This is a genomic window from Streptomyces sp. NPDC048479 (assembly GCF_040651435.1).
Taxonomy (GTDB): Bacteria; Actinomycetota; Actinomycetes; order Streptomycetales; family Streptomycetaceae; genus Streptomyces.
In genome coordinates this window covers 291053-311203 of the sequence record NZ_JBEZKA010000002.1, presented here as the reverse complement: position 1 = coordinate 311203, position 20151 = coordinate 291053, and the positions used below count along the sequence as shown (strand labels likewise).

The following is a 20151-nucleotide window of genomic DNA, read 5'->3' as shown; positions in this document are numbered from 1 at the left end:
ACGCACCGCATCTACGTGCGTAGAAGCTCTCTGACGCGCCGTCGAAGGAGCAACTCATGGCCAATGTCGTACGCGCCGCACTCGTCCAGGCGACCTGGACCGGCGACACCGAATCCATGATTGCCAAACACGAGGAACACGCCCGCGAGGCGGCCCGCCAGGGCGCCAAGATCATCGGTTTCCAAGAGGTGTTCAACGCGCCGTACTTCTGCCAGGTCCAGGAGCCGGAGCACTACCGCTGGGCCGAGCCCGTTCCGGACGGCCCGACCGTCCACCGGATGCAGGAGCTCGCCCGCGAGACCGGCATGGTGATCGTGGTCCCGGTCTTCGAGATCGAGGGCGCCGGCTTCTACTACAACACCGCCGCCGTGATCGACGCCGACGGCTCCTATCTCGGCAAGTACCGCAAGCACCACATTCCGCAGGTCAAGGGCTTCTGGGAGAAGTACTACTTCAAGCCGGGGAATCTGGGCTGGCCGGTCTTCGACACGGCGGTCGGCAGGGTCGGGGTGTACATCTGCTACGACCGTCATTTCCCGGAGGGCTGGCGTCAACTAGGCCTGAACGGAGCTCAGTTGGTCTACAACCCGTCCGCCACCTCGCGCGGGCTCTCCGGGTACCTCTGGCAGCTGGAGCAGCCCGCGTCCGCCGTCGCCAACGAGTACTACATCGCCGCCATCAACCGCGTCGGCCAGGAAGAGTACGGCGACAACGACTTCTACGGCACCAGCTACTTCGTCGATCCACGAGGCCAGTTCGTCGGTGAGGTCGCCAGCGACAAGGAGGAGGAGCTGCTCGTACGGGACCTCGACTTCGACCTGATCGATGTCGTACGACAGCAGTGGGCGTTCTACCGGGACCGTCGCCCCGACGCGTACGAAGGGCTGGTGCAGCCGTGACCAACCTGCACGACCGCCACAAGGCCGTCATCCCCGACTGGGTCGCCCTCTACTACCAGCAGCCGATCGAGATCACGCACGGCGAGGGCCGGCACGTCTGGGACGCGAACGGCAACCGCTACCTCGACTTCTTCGGCGGCATCCTCACCACCATGACCGCTCACGCTCTCCCCGAGGTCACCAAGGCGGTGAGCGAGCAGGCCGGGCGGATCATCCACTCCTCCACGCTCTACCTCAACCGCCCGATGGTCGAGCTCGCCGAGCGGGTCGCGACCCTCTCCGGCATCCCCGACGCTCGGGTCTTCTTCACCACCTCGGGCACCGAGGCCAATGACACAGCCCTGTTGCTCGCGACCGCGTTCCGCCGTTCCAACCAGATCCTGGCCATGCGCAACAGCTACCACGGCCGGTCCTTCTCCGCGGTCTCCATCACCGGCAACCGCAGCTGGTCGCCCACCAGCCTCTCCCCGCTGCAGACGCTGTACGTGCACGGCGGCGTCCGCACCCGCGGCCCCTACGCCCGGTTGTCCGACGCGCAGTTCATCGAGGAATGCGTCGCCGACCTCGAGGATCTGCTCGGGCAGACCCGCGGCGTCGCCGCGCTGATCGCCGAGCCCATCCAGGGCGTCGGCGGTTTCACCTCGCCGCCCGACGGTCTGTACGCGGCCTTCCGCGAGGTCCTCGACAGGCACGGCATCCTGTGGATCTCCGACGAGGTGCAGACAGGCTGGGGCCGCACGGGCGAGCACTTCTGGGGCTGGCAGGCGCACGCCGAGAACGGGCCGCCGGACATGCTCACCTTTGCCAAGGGCATCGGCAACGGCATGTCCATCGGCGGCGTCGTCGCCCGCGCCGAGATCATGAACTCCCTCGACGCCAACTCCATTTCGACCTTCGGCGGCTCCCCGGTCACCATGGCGGCCGGCGCCGCCAACCTCTCGTATCTCCTGGAGCACGACCTCCAGGGCAACGCCCGCCGCGTCGGCGGTCTGCTGATCGAGCGGCTGCGGGCCATCGGAGCGAGTGCCGCGTCCGTACGGGAAGTACGCGGCCGAGGCCTGATGATCGGCATCGAGCTGGTCAAGCCCGGCACGGACGAGGCGAACCCCGAGGCGGCCTCGGCCGTCCTGGAAGCGGCCCGCGAGGGCGGGCTGCTGATCGGCAAGGGCGGCGGCCACAACACCAGCGTCCTGCGCATCGCCCCGCCGCTGTCGCTGACCGTCGCGGAGGCGGAAGAGGGCGCCTCGATCCTCGAACGGGCCCTGCACAGCGTTTAGTCGAGGAATCAGTTCATCCTCCAGTTCAGCGTACGAGAGGGAGCGCACCAGCATGAGCAGCACCCGCACCCTGATCCGCGGCGGTCTGGTCATCACCGCCGCGGACGAGATCCACGCGGACGTACTGATCGAGGACGGCCGGATCGCGGCCCTCGCCGCCCATGGCTCCGCCGTGTCCGAGGCCTGGACCGCCGGCCGCACCATCGACGCGACGAACAAGTACGTCATTCCGGGCGGCGTCGACGCCCACACTCATATGGAACTGCCCTTCGGCGGCACGCACGCCTCCGACACCTTCGAGACCGGGACGCGGGCCGCGGCCTGGGGCGGCACCACCACCATCATCGACTTCGCGGTGCAGTCGGTCGGCCACGCCCTGCGCGAAGGCCTGGACGCCTGGTACGCCAAGGCCGACGCCAAGTGCGCCATCGACTACGGCTTCCACATGATCCTCTCCGACGTCAATGAGTCGTCGCTGAAGGAGATGGACAAGCTGGTGGAGGAGGGCATCACCTCCTTCAAGCTCTTCATGGCCTACCCCGGCGTCTTCTACAGCGACGACGGCCAGATCCTGCGCGCCATGCAGCGCTCCGCCACCAACGGCGGGCTGATCATGATGCACGCCGAGAACGGCATCGCCATCGACGTCCTGGTGGAGCAGGCGCTGGCCGAGGGCCGCACCGATCCGCGCTACCACGGCGAGGTGCGCAAGGTCCTGCTGGAGGCCGAGGCCACGCACCGCGCCATCCAGCTGGCACGGGTCGCGGGAGCTCCGCTGTACGTCGTCCATGTGTCGGCCGAGGAAGCCGTCGCCGAGCTGGTGGCCGCCCGCGACAAGGGGCTGAACGTCTTCGGCGAGACCTGTCCGCAGTACCTCTTCCTGTCCACCGACAACCTCGCTGAGCCGGACTTCGAGGGCGCGAAGTACGTCTGCTCCACGCCGCTGCGGCCGCGGGAGCACCAGGCCGCGCTCTGGCGCGGGCTGCGGACCAATGACCTGCAGGTCGTCTCCACCGACCACTGCCCGTTCTGTTTCGAGGGCCAGAAGGAACTCGGCCGCGGCGATTTCTCCAAGATCCCCAACGGGCTGCCGGGCGTGGAGAACCGGATGGATCTGCTCCACCAGGCGGTCGTCGACGGACACCTCACCCGTCGCCGCTGGATCGAGATCGCCTGCGCGACACCGGCCCGGATGTTCGGCCTCTATCCGAAGAAGGGCACCATCGCTCCCGGCGCCGACGCCGACGTCGTCATCTACGACCCGCACGCCGAACAGACCCTCTCGGCCGAGACCCACCACATGAACGTCGACTACTCCGCGTACGAGGGCAAGCGGGTCACCGGGCAGGTGGAGACCGTGCTGTCGCGCGGCGAAGTGGTCATCGACGGGCGGGAGTTCACCGGCCGGGCGGGCCACGGCCAGTACACCCCGCGCGGGACCTGCCAGTACCTCAACTAGCCACTTCATCCACGCACCTCGTCCTGGAACTTCATCCGGGCACCTCGTCCAGGAACCTCATCTAGGAGCGGCCAGGCCATGGACTTCGGACTTGTCCTGCAGACCGACCCGCCGGCCTCGGCCGTCGTCGGACTGATGCGACGCGCGGAACGCAACGGCTTCCGCTACGGCTGGACCTTCGACTCGGCAGTGCTCTGGCAGGAGCCCTTCGTCATCTACAGCCGCATTCTCGAACACACGGAGAAGCTCATCGTCGGCCCGATGGTGACCAATCCGGGCACCAGGACCTGGGAGGTCACCGCCTCCACCTTCGCGACGCTGAACGACATGTACGGCAACCGCACCGTGTGCGGTATCGGACGCGGCGACTCCGCGATGCGGGTCGCGGGACGCAAGCCCAACACCCTGGCCAGGCTCGGCGAGGCGATGGGCGTCATCCGCGATCTGGCCGAGGGCCGGGAAGCCGTCGTCGACGGCCAGCCGCTGCAGCTGCCATGGGTGCGAAACGGAAAGCTGCCGGTGTGGATGGCGGCGTACGGACCCAAGGCGCTGGCGCTCGCGGGCCAGCAGGCAGACGGGTTCATCCTCCAGCTCGCCGACCCGTATCTGACCGCGTCGATGGTCACGGCCGTACGCACCGCCGCCTCCGACGCCGGACGTGACCCCGACTCCATCACCATCTGCGTTGCCGCGCCCGCGTACGTCAGTGACGACCTGGCGCACGCCCGTGAACAGTGCCGCTGGTTCGGCGGAATGGTCGGTAACCACGTCGCCGACCTGGTCTCCCGCTACGGCGAGCACTCCGACCTGGTGCCCGAGGCACTCACCTCCTACATCAAGGCACGCGAGGGTTACGACTACAGCCACCACGGCCGCGCCGGGAACCCGTCCACGGACTTCGTCCCGGACGAGATCGTCGACCGCTTCTGTCTGCTGGGGCCCGCAGCGGCGCATATCGAAAAGCTGACGGCGCTGCGCGAGCTGGGCGTCGACCAGTTCGCGGTCTACAACATGCACGACGCGAAGGAAGCGACCATCGACGCGTACGGCTCCGAGATCATCCCGGCACTCAACCGCTGAAAGGTCCAGCAGCAATGACCGCGACCGTCCCGCCCGCCCCGCCCGAAGGATCGATACAGGACCTGTCGGGACGCGTCGAGCTCGCGCCCGGCGCGGCCCCCGCCGACCATCGCTTCGTCAACGACGATCTGCTGCCCGTCCCGGTCGCGCAGCGCCGCTGGACGACATACAACTTCGCCGCGCTGTGGGTCGGCATGGCCCACAACATCCCGTCCTGGCTGCTCGCTTCGGGCCTGGTCACGCTGGGGATGGACTGGAAGCAGGCGGTGTTCACCATCGGCCTCGCCAATCTGATCGTGCTGGGGCCGATGCTGCTCACCGGGCACGCGGGACCCAAGTACGGCATTCCCTTTCCGGTGCTCGCGCGGGCGTCCTTCGGGCTGCGCGGCGCGAATCTGCCGGCGCTGATCCGGGCCGGGGTGGCCTGCGCCTGGTTCGGCATCCAGACCTGGATCGGCGGTCAGGGCATCTTCATCCTGCTCGGCAAGATCTTCGGTGGCTGGGCCAAGGCCTCGGAGGTCGGCGGGCAGCCGTGGACCCTCTGGGTCTGCTTCCTGCTCTTCTGGGTGCTCGAACTCGCGATCATCTACCGGGGGATGGAGACGCTGCGGCGGTTCGAGAACTGGGCCGCGCCCTTCGTCATCGTCGGCGCGCTGGCGCTGCTGGTGTGGATCACAGCGAAGGCGGGCGGCCTCGGACCGCTGCTCGACCAGCCCTCCAAGCTCGGCTGGGGCGCGGACTTCTGGACGGTCTTCTTCCCTTCGCTGATGGGGATGATCGCCTTCTGGTCGACGCTGTCGCTGAACATCCCCGACTTCACCCGCTTCGGGGCGGGCCAACGCGCCCAGATCTGGGGGCAGTCGCTGGGTCTGCCGACGACGATGACGCTCTTCGCGCTGCTGTCGGTCTTCGTCACCTCAGGCTCCCAGGCCGTGTACGGGGCGCCGGTATGGGACCCGGTCCAGCTCGCCGCCAAGACCGACAATGTGTTCGGTCTGCTCTACGCGCTGGTGACGGTGCTGATCGCGACGATCTCGGTGAACATCGCGGCGAACGTCGTATCGCCCGCGTACGATCTGGCGAATCTGGCGCCGAAGATCGTCAACTTCCGCAGGGGAGCGCTGATCACGGGCGTCGTCGGCGTCGTGATAATGCCGTGGAAGCTGACCGAGACCCCCGAGCTCTACATCTTCACCTGGCTCGGTCTGGTCGGCGGACTGCTCGGCACGGTCGCGGGCATCCTCATCGCCGACTACTGGATCGTCCGCCGCACCGTCCTCGACCTGGCCGGCCTGTACACCCCGGGCAGCCGCTACTGGTACACCTCCGGCTGGAATCTGCGCGCGGTGGCGTCGTTCGTGGTCGGCGGGTTGCTGGCGGTGGGCGGTTCGCACTCGGCGGAGGGGAAGGGGCCGTTCCCCGAGGACGGGTTGATCCCCTTCCTGAAGCCGCTCGCGAACTACGGGTGGGCGGTGGGGCTGGCGGCGTCGCTGGTGCTCTATGTGGTGCTGATGCTGCCGGAGCGGGGCCGTGCGGCGCATTCAAGCGCGTCCGGGGTTTGAGAACGAACGCGCTGCCGGGGGCCTGGTCGGGGCTTCGCCCCGAACCGCGCGCCTCAATCGCCGGCGGGGCTGGTTCTTGCTCCCGTCGGGCGGAAGATCCAGCCCGTCCGGTATTTGAGGACGAACCGGCTGACGGGCAGGTCCAGCCCGTCCGGCGTTTGAGGACGAACCCGCTGCCGGGCGGCCTGGTCGGGGCTTCGCCCCGAACCGCGCGCCTCAATCGCCGGCGGGGCAGATTTCCCTCCCCTCAGCGGCTGTCGCGCTGCGCCTCCACGATGTCCCGGACCGTGCGGTCCGCGCCGCTCGCGCGGCGCTGGACGCGCTCGGAGAAGCCCGGGAACTGACCCCCGATCGCGGTGAGCACCTTCATCTCGACCGGGGCGACGTTCACTTCGGCCCGGTCCTGTTCGATGGCGCGGAAGACGCCCGCCACGACCTGCCGGGGCGAGACCGTGCGCAGGCCCGCAGGGGCCTCCGCGCCGGTTGCCGCGAACATGCCCGCGTCCCTCACGAACCCGGGCTGGACGATCGATACGCCGACCCCGTGGTCGTGCAGATCCTGGCGCAGCGAGAGTGCGAAGCCGCGCAGACCGAACTTGGTGGCGTCGTACAGCGCGGAGTACTTCGTCGCCGTCTTGCCCGACATCGAGCCGACGAACGCCAGATGTCCCCGTCGCGCCTCGACCATGGCGGGGGCGAGCAGCCGGGCCAGCATCGCGGGGGCGCGAAGGTTCACCGCCAGGGCGCGGTCGATCTGCTCCGGGGTGTAGTCCAGCAGGTCGCCGCTGGAGGGCAGCGCGGCGTTGGCGATCAGGATGTCCGTGCCGGCGGCCTCGGCGGCGAGCCGTGTCACATCCGCCGGGTCGGCGAGGTCGGCGATGATCGTGCGGGCCCCGTACCGGTCGGCGAACGGTTCCAGCGCGTCGGGCCGGCGCCCGGTCAGCACCAACTTGGCGCCTTGTTCCGCGAGTTCGGCGGCGAGTGCGCCGCCGATACCGCCGGTGACCCCGGTCAGCAGAACGGTTGCTCCGGTGATGCGCATCTGGTTACCCTCCAGTTCTGTTCGTTCGAACGAACAATAGGGAGGCGGGGCGGTCGTGTCCACAGATGAATTCGCCGGACTGACAGAGCACGTGCGGGAGTTGAGGGAGGGGCGGACCACGTCCGAGGAGCTGGTGACCAGCGCGATCGAGCGCATTCAGGCCAGCCAGAGCACCATCAACGCCTTCCGCTGGGTGCGCGGCGAACGGGCGCTCGACGAAGCCCGTGACGCGGACCGGCGACTGGCGGCGGGGGAGCGGCTGCCGCTCCTCGGCGTGCCGCTCGCCGTCAAGGACGACACCGATGTGGCCGGGCTGCCCACTCTCTTCGGCTGCAACGGTGAACTCGCCCCGGCCGCCGCGGACGGTGAAGCGGTACGCCGCCTCCGCGCGGCCGGCGCCGTGATCGTCGGCAAGACCAACTCCTGCGAACTCGGCCAGTGGCCGTTCACCGAGGGACCTGCCTTCGGAGCGACCCGTAACCCCTGGTCCACCGACCACACCCCGGGCGGTTCCTCCGGCGGCTCCGCGGCCGCCGTCGCCGCGGGGCTCGTACCCGCGGCGCTCGGCTCGGACGGCGCCGGATCGGTTCGCATCCCGGCCGCCTGGTCCCATCTCGTCGGCATCAAGCCACAGCGCGGACGCGTCTCCCTGCATCCCTACGCCGACGCCTTCCAGGGCCTCGCCGTGAACGGCCCGCTCGCCCGCACCGTCGCCGACGCCGCCCTGCTCCTCGATGTGGTGCAGGGCCCGCACCCCGAGGATCTGCACCAGCCGGACGCGATCGACGCCTCCGCCGCCGCGCGCCGCGATCCGGGCCGGCTGCGCATCGCGCTCGCCTGGCGCCCCCCGCTCACCCTCACCCGCGCCATGCCCCACCCCGAAGTGCGCCGCGCCGTCACCGCACTTGCCGAGGCCCTCGCCCGCCTCGGCCACCAGGTGGAGGAAGCCAGACCGCGCTACGGGCTGATCGGCCTCGCCTTCGTGCCGCGCGCCACCGCCGGGATCGCCGAAGTCGCAGCCCTGCACCCCGATCCCGCCCTCCTCGACCCGCGCACCCGCAGCGCCATGCGCAACGGCCGACGGCTCGGCGGCCGTGTGGTGCGGGCCGCCCGCGCCCGTGAGGCGCGTCAGCACCAGAGGGTCGGCGCGATCTTCGACACCTACGACGTCGTGATCACCCCGACCACCGCCGCGCCGCCGCCGCGCATCGGCACCTTCGACGGGATGAGCGCCTGGCGCACCGACTCGACGATGGCGGCGGCGTGCCCGTACGCCTGGCCCTGGAACGTACTGGGCTGGCCCGGCGTCAATGTCCCGGCCGGCCTCACCAATGACGGACTGCCTGTCGGTGCCCAGCTGCTCGGCCCGGCCGGCAGCGAGGAGCGACTGATCTCACTCGCCGCCCAACTCGAGGCGGACCAGCGGTGGCACGAGAAGCGGCCGCCCGCCCCGGTGATCAGAGGGAGCGCACCGGTGGAACAATGACCGTCATGTCCAACCCCGCCCGCTCCGCCCCGACCCGGCAGCGCATCATCACCGCCGTCCTGCACATCATCGGCAAGGACGGCGTCGCGGCGGTCACCAACCGGCGGATCGCCAAGGAGGCGGGCGTCTCGCTCGGCTCGGTCACGTACCACTTCGAGACCCAGCACGAGCTGCTGCGCGAGAGCCTGCTGCACTTCGTGCGCGAGGAGACCCGCCGCTTCACCGAGCTCGCGGACCAGTGCCAGAGCGACGGCGTCGACATCGCGGGCGCCGCCGCTCTGGCCGGGCAGGTGGCGGGCGGCACGTCCTTCGACAGCGAGCACATCGCGCCCTTCGAGCTGTACGTCGAGGCCGGGCGCGACGAGCGGCTGCGGGAGGCGGCCGCAGAGGCCTTCGCGGCGTACGACCGGCTGGCGGCGCAGATTCTCACCGGCCTGGGCGTCCCGGACGCCGAGCACCTCGCCGCGACCACCGTGGCGCTGGTGATGGGCCTGCAACTGCGCAGACTGGCCACGGGCGGGCCGGCCGAGGACCTGGTCGACGCGCTGCTGCTGCTCGCGCGGGGCGCGATCGGCCAGGACGCCGGGCGGTAACCACCCACACCCCGCCACCGGCTCGCGGGAGAGACCGCCCGTCATGCCGACCGGGCGAGGCGCGGGTGGCACGCGGCCTGTCCGACCGTGTCAGCCGCGGTCGAGGACGAGATCCACGACCGGGCGGTACGCGTACTCCTCCGCGCCGCCAAGTGTCGCGGGGGTGGCGATACGGAAGACCAAGGCGCGAACGAGCAGTTGACGCCAGTCGGGCAGATGCGCCCACCGGTCGAGCAGCGCGGGCTCGGCCTCGTACCAGCACAGCGCGTCGACGGCGACGACCGCCGAGGCCCAGCCTGCGGGCCGCCAGTAGGGCGGCCAGTCGACGATGGCGGGCGGCAGGCCGGGTTCGAAGAGGACATTGCCCAGCAGATCACCGTGGATGATCTGGGCAGGGGCCGAGACAGGGCGCAGCGCCGCGAGGAGCGGTTTGAGCAACGGGTAGTCCGGGGCCCGGTCCGTCTCCTGCCAGGCCAGTCGCTCGGCGCGGGACCAGGGATTGTCGCGTAGGCCGAGGAAGCGCGGCCGGGGCAGGTCCGCCAGTGCCGCGTGGAATGCCTCGCCCGCCCGGATGACGTCGTCGGCGCGGTGCGGATCGCTGGATCCGCCGATCAGCCGCCAGGCCTCCCAGCCGTGCGCCGCCCAGGATCCGTCGGCGGCCGGGACCGGCCGGCCCACGCGGAAGGCGGAGGTCTCTGGCAGATGGTGCAGCACGCCCGCGCGCCACGCGGTCTCCGGCGCCGTCGCAACAGGCCTCAGCACCAGCGCGCCGGAGCGCCAGGCCGAGCCCCGGCAGCCGGGGAGAAGGGCCGGCGCTTCGGCTGCGCCGAACGCCGTGAGCACAACAGATGGTGGGGCCGCGGAGGCGGGGGACTGGCTCATGGACGGGGAGCGTAGGTGGCTACCCTGCACGGATGTCGAACACTCTCTTCGTGCCCGATGAATTCGTGGTGCCGCGCGAACTCGACTGCGGGCCATTCCGTCTCGAACCGCTGGGGCCCGAGCACAACGAGGCCGACCTGGCCGCGTGGACGTCGAGTATCGAACACATCCGCAAGAGTCCTGGTTTCAGCCGGAGTTGGCCACCGGCCGAGGGGATGACGGCGGAGGAGAATCTGGCTGATCTGGTCGGGCACGCCGGGGACTTCGAGCAGCGGCGGGGCTTCACGTACACCGTTGTCGAGACCGGGACCGATGTCGTCGTCGGCTGCGTCTACATCTACCCGGACCGGGACGACCCGGCCGTCACCACAGTGCGTTCGTGGGTACGGGCAGACCGTGGGAGCCTCGACCAGCCGCTGTACGAGGCCGTCAGCGCCTGGCTCACCGCCGACTGGCCGTTCGCCGACATCCGCTACCGCTGAGGTTCAGCGCCGAGGTTCTTCAGTACGGGTGCCGGTCGGGCTTTGAGCTCCACGCCTCGTAGGCCTCCGCGCCCAACTCGGGATGGATCTGCTCGATCTGGATCCTGCGCTCGTCGAGGGGCTTCATGAAGTCCTCGTACTGGAAGGCGTCGTCGAATCCGATCTCACGCGTGGCCTTCAAATCGCAGCTGAAATAGACGTTGTCGATCCGCGACCAGTAAATGGCGCTCATGCACATCGGGCACGGGGCGCCGCTGATGTAGATCGAGCACCCTTTGAGCATCCGGGCCCTTTCCGATACCGGATCGGGGGATCCTTCCGGGCGCTGCACGTATTCCAGCGTGCTCTCGTTCTGGTGCTCCTGCGATATGGAGGGCGCCTCGGGATTGAGTCGCTGAACCGCCTTGCGAATGGTCTCCACTTCGGCGTGCGCGGTGGGGTCGCCGGTGAGGAGCACGCGATTCTGCCCGCGGGCCAGAATCTCGCCGTCACGGGTGATGACCGCGCCGAATGGGCCGCCCCATCCCTCTTCCACGGACTCGGTGGCCAGCCGTACTGCCTCGGTCAGAAACTCCTTGTGCCCCATGTCGAACCTCCGCTTCACACTCACTGAGGTGTAATCCCCCATTTGTCCGATAACTCCCCTACGTAGTAGGCTACTCCGTATGGGTGTTGCTGCAAGCCGTGTCGCCGGCGGCGACGGCGCGACCGTCGTGACCTCCCAGAAAGTCCGGGAAGGTCGGGTTGACGCGTATAAGCGCTGGCAGGAGAAGACCAACCACGTTGCCGAAGGCTTTGACGGCTTCGAGGGCGCGGAGGTGTATCCACCGGGCTCCGGCGAGGAGAACGAGTGGGTGGCGGTCTTCCGGTTCTCCCGTATCGATGAGCTGACCACATGGCTGGACTCCGGCGCGCGCCGCGAGCTCCTGAATGAGGCGAGCCCGCTGTTCGAGGGTGCCCCGACGCAAGAGGTGCTTGCCGGCGGGGCGGCTGCCCCACAGGAGCAGGAGGTTGTCACTGCGGTCATCTCCCATTCCGTGCGGCCGGGGAAGGAGTCCGACTTTGTGCGGTGGCAGGACAAGGTCCTGAAGGTGCAGGAAAAGCATCCCGGCTTCATGGGGAGCGAGTTGTTCCAGCCGGTGGAGGGAATCCAGGACAAGTGGGTGGTCGCTTTCCGTTTTGACACCCGCGACAACCTCGACGATTGGCTCGCCTCCGCCGACCGCGAAAAGATGCTCGAAGAGGGGCGTCAGTACTTCTCCTCGTACAACGTACGCAAGGTCGGGTCGGCGTTCAGCGGCTGGTTCCGCTTCGGGGAGGGCGACGAGGAAGGGATTCCGTCCAACTGGAAACAGACCATGTCCGTCGTCCTGGCTCTGTATCCGACCGTGATGGTCCTGAATCTGACGGTGGGAAAGGTATTCGCCGACTGGGGCATACCCGGGTATCTGGGCCTGTTCTTCTCCAATGTGCTGAGCGTCTCCATCCTGACCTGGGTGCTGATGCCGCTGGTCAACCGAGCCCTCGCATTCTGGCTGCTGCCCAACGGGGCACGTCCCGTGCGTACGAATGCGGCGGGCGCCTTGGTCGTGATGGTGTGCTGGGCGATCTTCCTCGTGATATTCGGCCTGACCGAGGGCTGACGACGAGTCGACCAATGGGGTCATCATGGGCGGACAGACGCCGACGCGGCGTATCGAGGGAGACATCGTCCGGCGAGGCGACCCCGGATACGAGAGCGCCTGGCAGGGCATCCTGTGGAACGGTGTCAAGCCCCCGCGGTTCCCGGATGTGATCGTCCGCGTCGCCTCGGAACGCGATGTCCCGGAAGCCGTCGCCCTGGCCCGCTCCGAGGGTCTGCGCATCGCCGTACGGTCGGGCGGGCACAGCTGGTGCGGCTCGCCACTGCGCGACGGGGGCATGCTCATCGACCTCTCCGCACTCAACCGGATCCGTATCGACCCGGACTCCGCCACGGCGACCGTCCAGCCCGCCGCCACCGGCCGCGCACTCGCCTCCGAACTCTCCCGGCACGGCCTGGCCTTCCCCACCGGGCACTGCGGACCCGTCGCCCTCGGCGGTTATCTCCTCGGCGGCGGTCTCGGCTGGAATTCCGGCGCGCTGGGACCGGCTTGTGCGAGCGTGCGGCAGATAGAAGCCGTGACCGCCGCCGGCGAGGTCGTCAGCTGCGACACGGACGAGAACTCCGACCTGTTCTGGGCGGCGCGGGGAGCCGGCCCCGGCTTCTTCGCGATCGTCACCGGCTTCCGCCTCGCCCTGTACCCGCGCCCGGCGGCGATCGTCACGACCACATACGCCTTTCCGCTGGCGGACGTCGTACCCGTGACCCGCTGGGTCAGCGAGGCCGCAACCGAACTTCCGCCGACCGTCGAGCTGTCCTTCGTGCTGGGCACCGCCGACCCGGCCATGTCGGCGGCCACACCGAGGCCCAAGGTCGTCATCGTCGCTGCCACCGCCTTCGCGGACAGCCAGGATGAGGCGATCCGCTCCCTCGGGCCGCTGCGGGTCTGCCCGCTCGCCGACCACGCCATCTTCCAGCAGGCCGACGAGCCGACCACCCTCGAGGCCCTGTACGAGACGTCGGGGACCATGTGGCCGACGAGTCACCGCTGTGGCGTCGACACCCTGTGGTCGGGCGCGGACTACGAAACCCTGCTGTCGAGGCTCGCCCCTGTGGTCGCGGTGGCCCCCTCGGAGAAGTCCCTCGTACTCGCCCCCGTGTCACCGGTCTCACAGGAGAAGTCACTTCAGCACGACATGGCCTTCTCGGTGCTCGGCGACAGCTACGTCGTCCCGTACGCGATCTGGGACTCCGCGGCGCAGGACGACGCCAACATCAGCTGGCTGCGCGACGCCATGCGCATCGTCGAACCCCTCGGTACGGGCCACTACATCGCGGAAGCCGACCTCACGGCCGACCCCTCCCGAGCCCGCCGCTCCTTCAGCCCGTCCGACTGGGACCGCCTGGGCCGGCTGAAGGCACGCTACGACCCCGAGGACGTCTTCTTCTCCTACCTCGGGCGATCGACAACCTGGGCCGCTTGACAGGCACAAGCGGCATTTGTGTTGCGCCGCCGTGGGCGTGCCGTACGGGGATTCCCCACGGGCGTGCTGCGTGCACTGCTGCAGCGACTCGGCCGAGCGAACCTCCGTACCGCCGACGGGAAGAAGACCGCCAACAGCGCCGGCGGCAACACCTGCGCCTACGCCTCGCGTGCGCGTTCACCGTGACTGGGGCCATCCCCGCGGGTGCGGGGCCGGCCACCCGCAGACCGAGGGCCGGACGCTTCCGTCTCGCGCCGCCCGGCCGGGGCCGGGGGCGCTCCGGCCTCGTCCGTACGGGACCGGGCCGGTCGTCCGCGCACGGACCACCGGTGCCTACCGCCCGCGGAGGGCACGGGTCACTGTCTGTGATGCCCTGAATCGCGGCATTTCCGGTGTATGGGTAATTTCTTGACCAGGCCCCCTCTTGCGCGGATGCCCGTGACGGCCCTCGTGACGGTCCTCGCAAGAGCCCGAGGCAAGGAGAGCAGCATGTCCCGACCCGTCGCTGTGGGAGTGGACGACTCCGACGAGAGCCTGGCGGCAGTGGACTGGGCCGCGGACGAGGCAGCGGCGCGTGGCACCGGCCTCCGGCTGGTGAACGCCTCGCAGTGGCCGGAGCACCAGCTCCAGGCCGTGAAGCCGTCCCGCGAGACCTGGACCGACCGGGAGCAGAGTCTGCTGGGTGCGATGGAGGAGCGCGTCCGGGCGCGTCAGTCGGGGGTCGCCATGGCCACGGAGGAGGTCGAGGACGCCCCCGCCAGGGTGCTGCTGGCCGCAGGCGCCGACGCGGACCTGCTCGTCCTGGGGTCGCACGGACTCGGCGGCGTCGGCGGCTTCATCGTCGGCTCGGTGGGGCAGGAGGTCGTGGCGGAGGCGAAGCACCCGGTGGTGCTCGTACGGCCGGACTACGGCGACCGCGAGCCAAGCGCCGGCGCCCCCGGCGGCGATGGACGCCGAAAAGTGGTCCTCGGTCTGGACGTACGCGATGTGAAGGACGAACTTCTCGACTTCGCGTTCGCCTTCGCGGAACGACACGCCGTCCCGTTGCACATCGTGCACACCTGGCACTTTCCGGGCCTTCACCACCATGCCGCGGCTGCCGGGCACGGCGGCCCCGACCCGGGGACCAAGGCGGAGCGGGAGTCGGCGCTGTCGGGCGCGGTGCACCCCTACCGGGACAGGTTCCCGGGCGTGAAGGTGTCCGAGGAGGCCGCTCCCGGGCGGGCGGGCAGCCACCTCGTCCATGCCGCGTCCGACGCGGGACTTGTTGTCGTCGGCCGGCGCAGGGCGGCATCGGGCACGCACATCGGTTCGGTCACCCACGCGGTGATCCACCACGCTCCCTGTCCCGTCGCCGTCGTTCCGCACGTCTGACGCATTTCACCCGTCGCGGGTGAGGCATCGCAGCGGGAGCTCCCGGCATCCTCCGAGCAGGATCGCCAACGCTGCGCGGCCCACCCGGTGCCGGACTGCCGTCGCCAGGCGCGCCGGGCGGCGGACCGACCTGAACCCATCGAGATCGGGGAACGCTCATGACCGACCTGGACATGCTGTCGGTGAACACTGTCCGCGGTCTCTGCATGGACGCCGTCCAGAAGGCCCAGTCCGGCCACCCGGGCACGCCCATGGGGATCGCGCCCGTCGCCTACACCCTCTGGCAGCGGTTCCTGCGGTTCGATCCCCAGGACCCGATCTGGCCCAACCGCGACCGCTTCGTGCTCTCCGAGGGGCACGCCTCGACGCTGCTGTGGTCCCTGCTCCATCTGACCGGCGTCCGTGCCGTCGACCCGGACTACGAGGTGCTGGGACGGCCGGCGGTGACGCTCGACGACCTGAAGTCGTTCCGTCAGCTCGGCTCCCGCTGCCCCGGTCACCCCGAGTACCGCTGGACGAGCGGTGTCGAGGCCACGACCGGGCCGCTCGGCCAGGGAGTGGCGAACTCCGTCGGGATGGCGATGGCCGGCAGGTGGCTCGCCGCGCGGTACAACCGGGAGGACTTCCCCCTCTTCGACTTCGATGTGTACGCGCTCGCCGGGGACGGCTGCATGATGGAGGGCGTCGCCTCGGAGGCCGCCTCGCTCGCAGGGCATCAACGGCTGTCCAAACTGTGCTGGATCTACGACTCGAACCGGGTCACCATCGAGGGCCACACCAGCATCACCTTCACCGAGGACGTCGCCGCCCGCTTCCTCGCGTACGGCTGGAACGTGACCACCGTCGCCGACGCCAACGACCTCGACGCCGTCGCCCGCGCCTTCCACACCTTCCGGGCCGAGACCGAGCGCCCCACCCTGGTCCTGGTCCACAGCCACATCGGCTACGGCTCACCCGTCGAGGACTCACCGAAGGCCCACGGAGCACCATTCGGACCGGACGGCGTCCTGGCGACCAAGCGCTTCCTCGGCATACCCGAGGACGAGCAGTTCTGGATTCCCGAGGAGGTCCGTGACTGGTTCGGCCAGGGCATCGGTGCGCGTGGTGCACAACTGCGCACCGCCTGGGAGGAACGGTTCGACGCATACCGCGCCGCCTGGCCCGAACTCGCCGACGAGCTGGAGCGCATGCAGCGCCGTGAACTCCCGGACGGATGGGACAGCAAGCTTCCCGACTTCCCCGCCGACCCCAAGGGCCTGGCCACCAGGGACTCCTCGGCCCAGGTGCTCAACGCCCTCGCGCAGAGCATTCCCTGGCTCCTCGGCGGCTCCGCCGACCTCGCGCCGTCGACCAAGACCCATCTCACCTTCGACGGCGCGGGAGACTTCCAGCCGGAGAGCCCGTCCGGGCGCAACCTCCACCTCGGCGTCCGGGAGCACGCAGCGGCGGCCGTCGCCAACGGTATGGCCCTGACCAAGCTGCGGCCGTACTGGTCGGGATTCCTCATCTTCTCCGACTACGCCAAGGGAGCCATCCGGCTCTCCGCGCTGATGGAGATCCCGGTCGTCCACATCTTCACGCACGACTCCATCGGCGTCGGCGAGGACGGACCCACCCACCAGCCGGTCGAACAGCTTGCGGGCCTGCGCGCGATGCCGGGACTGCTGGTGTTCCGCCCCGGCGACGCGGGCGAAGTCGTCGAGACCTGGCGGCTGGTCGCCGGCCTGCGCCACGAGCCGGCGGCACTGGTCCTCTCCCGCCAGGCGCTGCCCACGCTCGACCGAACGCGGCTGGCCGCCGCTTCGGGTGTCGCACGCGGTGCCTATGTGCTGGCGGACCCGCCCTCCGGCGAGCCACAGGTGATCCTGCTCGCCACCGGATCCGAAGTGTCCCTGGCGCTGGCCGCCCGGGACGAACTCGCAGCCGACGGCATCGGGGCCCGGGTGGTCAGCATGCCGTGCTGGGAGCTGTTCGACCGTCAGCCGCGGGAGTACCGCGACCAGGTACTGCCGCCGGCGGTGACCGCGCGGGTCGGCATCGAGCAGGCATCGACGTTCGGCTGGGACCGCTACGTGGGAGACGCGGGCGCTCTCGTCGGCATGCACACCTACGGTGCCTCGGCGCCCCTGAAACAACTGCTCACGAAGTTCGGGTTCACCCCGCAGCGGGTGGCCGAGGTCGCACGGGAGCTGGTGGAGTCCCGGCAGGAGGCGAGGACATGAGCCGGACCTCGGCCACGAGCCGTCCACCAACGCCCTCATCCGTCATCATCACCGCGCTCTGAAGAACGGGGAAGCCGGACATGACCACTGACACACCCATGCAGCTCGGCATGATCGGGCTCGGCCGGATGGGCGCCAATCTCGTGCGCCGGCTGATGCGTGACGGTCACCGATGCGTCGTCTACGACCTCGACCGGGAGGCCGTGCAGGAGCTGGAGAAGGAGGGGGCGACGGCCGCCAACTCGCTCCATGACTTCGTCGACAAGCTGGAAAAGCCCAGGAACGTCTGGCAGATGCTCCCCGCCGGAGTGGTGCAGCCGACACTGGACCAGCTGGCCGCGCTGCTCGACCCCGATGACACCGTCGTCGACGGCGGCAACTCGTACTACCGGGACGACATCGCCCGGGCGCAGCAGCTCGCTCCCCGCGGAATCCACTACGTCGACTGCGGGACCTCGGGCGGCGTCTGGGGCCTCGAAAGGGGCTACTGCCTGATGATCGGCGGCGAGGACGACGCGGTGGCACGGCTGAACCCGATCTTCCGCACCATCGCCCCCGGCGCCGGGAGCGTCGAGCCCACCGCGGGCAGGACCCGCGCCGACGGGACGGCGCCCGAGGGCTACCTGCACTGCGGCCCGAGCGGCGCGGGCCACTTCGTGAAGATGGTGCACAACGGAGTGGAGTACGGGATGATGGCCGCCGTCGCCGAGGGGCTCAGCATCATCAAGCACGCGGACGCGGGCATGCGCCGCAGGGCCGTCGACGCCGAGACCGCCCCGCTGCGCGAGCCGGAGGCCTACCAGTACGAGATCGACGTCGCCGAGGTCGCCGAGGTGTGGCGCCGGGGCTCGGTCGTCAGTTCATGGCTTGTCGACCTGGTCGCCGACGCGCTGGCGCGCTCGCCCGAGCTCGACACGTTCACCGGCCGCGTCTCGGACTCGGGGGAGGGCCGCTGGACGGTCCTGGCGGCGGTCGACGAGAGCGTGCCCGCCCCGGTCATCATCTCTGCGCTGACGCAGCGGTACGAATCGCGCGGGCTGGGCGAGTTCACCGACAAGCTGCTGTCCGCGATGCGCGGCGAGTTCGGCGGTCACGCCGAGAAGGCGGGGTGAACCGTGGCCAGCCCTTCCCAGCCGGAAAGCCGTCCCCCGGTCCCGGAGGACCATGTCATCGTGCTCTTCGGCGCGACCGGCGACCTGGCCCGGCGCAAGCTCCTGCCGGGGCTTTTCCACCTGGCCAAGGCGGGGCTGATGCCGCCCCGCTTCCGTGTCATCGGCTCGGCGCCCGCCCAGGTCGCGCTCAGCGACGACGAATTCCGCAAGCGGGCACGGGAGGCGGTCGCCGAGTTCGGCAGGTCGAAGCCCGAGGGCAAGGCGTGGCAGGAGTTCGAGGACGCACTGTCCTTCGGCGCGGCCGACCCCGACGCCCCCGAGCCGCTTCTGGAGGCCGTACGGGAGGCCGAGCGGGCCGTCGGCGGCAACCCGCGGCGCCTGTTCCACCTCGCCGTGCCGCCCAAGGCCTTCGGCTCCGTCGTGGAGCTGCTCGGCACGACCGGCCTCGCCGACAACGCCCGTGTCATCGTGGAGAAACCGTTCGGCACGGATCTCCCCTCGGCCCAGGCCCTCAACGCGACCATCCACGCGGTCTTCGACGAGTCCCGCGTCTTCCGCATCGACCACTTCCTCGGCAAGGAGTCGGTCGACAACATCCTCGCCCTCCGCTTCGCCAACGGACTCCTCGAGCCCGTGTGGAACCGCGACCACATCAGCCATGTGCAGATCGACGTGCCGGAGAAGATCGGCATCGAGGGCCGCGCACAGTTCTTCGAAGGGACTGGCACCTTCCGGGACATGATCGTCACTCACCTCTTCCAGCTCATGGGGTTCGTGGCGATGGAACCCCCGACCGCCCTTGCGGCGAAGCCCCTGCGGGACGAGAAGGAGAAGGTCTTCGAGAGCATGCGGCCGCTGGATCCGGCACAGGTCGTCCGCGGCCAGTACGAGGGCTATCGCGACGAGCCGGGCGTCGATCCACGGTCGGACACCGAGACCTTCGTCGCACTGCGCGTCGAACTCGACAACTGGCGGTGGGCCGGAGTGCCCTTCTACCTGCGCTCGGGAAAGGCGCTCGGTCAGGGGCGGCACGTCGTGACGCTCGGCTTCCGGGAACCGGCGCTGCGTATGTTCCCCCTGGCCGCGCAGAGCGGCACGGAATCCCGGAACAACGAATTTGTGATCGATTTCGCTGACCCCGGCCGGATCGCCGCCCGTTTCCTGGTGAAGGAGCCAGGACCCGCCATGCGCCTGAGCGAGGCCGAGATGGTCTTCAACTACGCCGACTCCGTCAACTCGATGTACGCGCTGGAGGGATACGAGCGCCTCATCCTGGACGCGATGCTCGGGGACCAGTCCCTGTTCACCCGCTCCGACGGGATCGAGCGGCTCTGGAAGGCGTCCGCCCCGCTGCTGGAGAACCCGCCGCCGGTCGAGCCCTACGCACCGGGCTCCTGGGGCCCCGAGTCGGTCGACCGGCTCATCGCGCCCTACCGGTGGAGCCTGCCGGACGCTCAGTGACACCCGCGAGCGACCCCGTGCGGCCGGGCCCGGTGCCCGGCCGCGCCCGCGGCTGCTCCGGATGACACTGGTACATCATCCCCACGGGCTACGCATGGCGCGGCGGGCGGCATCCGCCGCCCCCGGCGACCGCCTCACCCTTCTAGCCTCGACG

General features: G+C 69.7%; 18 protein-coding genes. 15 read left to right on the top strand and 3 right to left on the bottom strand.

Annotation, left to right across the window (positions count from 1 at the left end; all coding sequences use genetic code 11):
- Positions 1–56: 56 nt before the first annotated feature.
- From AB0D12_RS04225 to AB0D12_RS04205, 5 genes are all read left to right on the top strand, one after another.
- Positions 57–899 carry a nitrilase-related carbon-nitrogen hydrolase gene (locus AB0D12_RS04225; RefSeq protein WP_362676886.1) on the top strand — a complete coding sequence of 281 codons (843 nt, stop codon included), beginning with the start codon at positions 57–59 and terminating at the stop codon, positions 897–899.
- Positions 896–2176 (top strand): aspartate aminotransferase family protein, encoded by a 1281-nt coding sequence (locus AB0D12_RS04220; RefSeq protein ID WP_327326917.1) that lies wholly within the window; start codon positions 896–898, stop codon positions 2174–2176. Before AB0D12_RS04225 ends, AB0D12_RS04220 begins: the two co-directional genes overlap by 4 nt.
- Before the next feature lie 52 nt (positions 2177–2228).
- Positions 2229–3635 (top strand): dihydropyrimidinase, encoded by a 1407-nt coding sequence (gene hydA, locus AB0D12_RS04215; RefSeq protein ID WP_362676884.1) that lies wholly within the window; start codon positions 2229–2231, stop codon positions 3633–3635.
- A 78-nt stretch (positions 3636–3713) separates the two neighbouring features.
- Positions 3714–4715: a TIGR03842 family LLM class F420-dependent oxidoreductase gene (locus AB0D12_RS04210; RefSeq protein WP_362676882.1), complete on the top strand. Its 1002-nt coding sequence runs from the start codon at positions 3714–3716 to the stop codon at positions 4713–4715.
- Between the two features lie 14 nt (positions 4716–4729).
- Positions 4730–6277 (top strand): NCS1 family nucleobase:cation symporter-1, encoded by a 1548-nt coding sequence (locus AB0D12_RS04205; protein WP_362676881.1) that lies wholly within the window; start codon positions 4730–4732, stop codon positions 6275–6277.
- Between the two features lie 247 nt (positions 6278–6524).
- On the opposite strand, the gene AB0D12_RS04200 is transcribed toward AB0D12_RS04205, so the two are convergent.
- The gene (locus AB0D12_RS04200) at positions 6525–7319 is read right to left on the bottom strand and encodes an SDR family NAD(P)-dependent oxidoreductase (protein WP_362676879.1); all 795 of its coding nucleotides are present in this window, start codon (positions 7317–7319) and stop codon (positions 6525–6527) included.
- A gap of 55 nt (positions 7320–7374) precedes the next feature.
- Between AB0D12_RS04200 and AB0D12_RS04195 the strand changes: the two genes are divergently transcribed.
- Positions 7375–8805 (top strand): amidase, encoded by a 1431-nt coding sequence (locus tag AB0D12_RS04195; RefSeq protein ID WP_362676877.1) that lies wholly within the window; start codon positions 7375–7377, stop codon positions 8803–8805.
- Positions 8806–8810: 5 nt separating this feature from the next.
- Complete coding sequence (locus tag AB0D12_RS04190; protein WP_362676875.1) at positions 8811–9398, top strand: TetR family transcriptional regulator; 588 nt, start codon at positions 8811–8813, stop codon at positions 9396–9398.
- Between the two features lie 90 nt (positions 9399–9488).
- On the opposite strand, the gene AB0D12_RS04185 is transcribed toward AB0D12_RS04190, so the two are convergent.
- Positions 9489–10280 carry a TIGR02569 family protein gene (locus tag AB0D12_RS04185; RefSeq protein ID WP_362676874.1) on the bottom strand — a complete coding sequence of 264 codons (792 nt, stop codon included), beginning with the start codon at positions 10278–10280 and terminating at the stop codon, positions 9489–9491.
- A gap of 32 nt (positions 10281–10312) precedes the next feature.
- On the opposite strand from AB0D12_RS04185, the gene AB0D12_RS04180 reads away from it, so the two are divergent.
- Entirely contained in the window at positions 10313–10762 is a 450-nt protein-coding gene (locus tag AB0D12_RS04180; protein WP_362676872.1) for an N-acetyltransferase, read from the top strand.
- A gap of 19 nt (positions 10763–10781) precedes the next feature.
- Here the strand turns inward: AB0D12_RS04180 and AB0D12_RS04175 are convergent, their stop codons facing one another.
- Positions 10782–11348: a nucleoside deaminase gene (locus AB0D12_RS04175; protein WP_362676870.1), complete on the bottom strand. Its 567-nt coding sequence runs from the start codon at positions 11346–11348 to the stop codon at positions 10782–10784.
- Positions 11349–11427: 79 nt separating this feature from the next.
- Here AB0D12_RS04175 and AB0D12_RS04170 point away from each other — a divergent pair, with 79 nt between their 5' ends.
- From AB0D12_RS04170 to zwf, 7 genes are all read left to right on the top strand, one after another.
- Positions 11428–12405: an antibiotic biosynthesis monooxygenase gene (locus tag AB0D12_RS04170; RefSeq protein ID WP_362676868.1), complete on the top strand. Its 978-nt coding sequence runs from the start codon at positions 11428–11430 to the stop codon at positions 12403–12405.
- Positions 12406–12430: 25 nt separating this feature from the next.
- Positions 12431–13828: an FAD-binding oxidoreductase gene (locus tag AB0D12_RS04165; RefSeq protein ID WP_362676866.1), complete on the top strand. Its 1398-nt coding sequence runs from the start codon at positions 12431–12433 to the stop codon at positions 13826–13828.
- 63 nt (positions 13829–13891) lie between these two features.
- Positions 13892–14014 carry a hypothetical protein gene (locus tag AB0D12_RS04160; RefSeq protein ID WP_362676864.1) on the top strand — a complete coding sequence of 41 codons (123 nt, stop codon included), beginning with the start codon at positions 13892–13894 and terminating at the stop codon, positions 14012–14014.
- Between the two features lie 303 nt (positions 14015–14317).
- The gene (locus AB0D12_RS04155) at positions 14318–15202 is read left to right on the top strand and encodes a universal stress protein (protein ID WP_362676863.1); all 885 of its coding nucleotides are present in this window, start codon (positions 14318–14320) and stop codon (positions 15200–15202) included.
- Positions 15203–15360: 158 nt separating this feature from the next.
- Positions 15361–17424, top strand: coding sequence for a transketolase (gene tkt / locus AB0D12_RS04150; RefSeq protein ID WP_362676861.1), 2064 nt, complete (start codon positions 15361–15363; stop codon positions 17422–17424).
- Positions 17425–17522: 98 nt separating this feature from the next.
- Positions 17523–18536 (top strand): phosphogluconate dehydrogenase (NAD(+)-dependent, decarboxylating), encoded by a 1014-nt coding sequence (gene gnd, locus AB0D12_RS04145; RefSeq protein WP_362677266.1) that lies wholly within the window; start codon positions 17523–17525, stop codon positions 18534–18536.
- Between the two features lie 3 nt (positions 18537–18539).
- A complete protein-coding gene (gene zwf / locus AB0D12_RS04140; RefSeq protein ID WP_362676859.1) occupies positions 18540–19997 on the top strand; it encodes a glucose-6-phosphate dehydrogenase in 1458 nt (485 codons plus the stop codon).
- Positions 19998–20151: the final 154 nt, after the last annotated feature.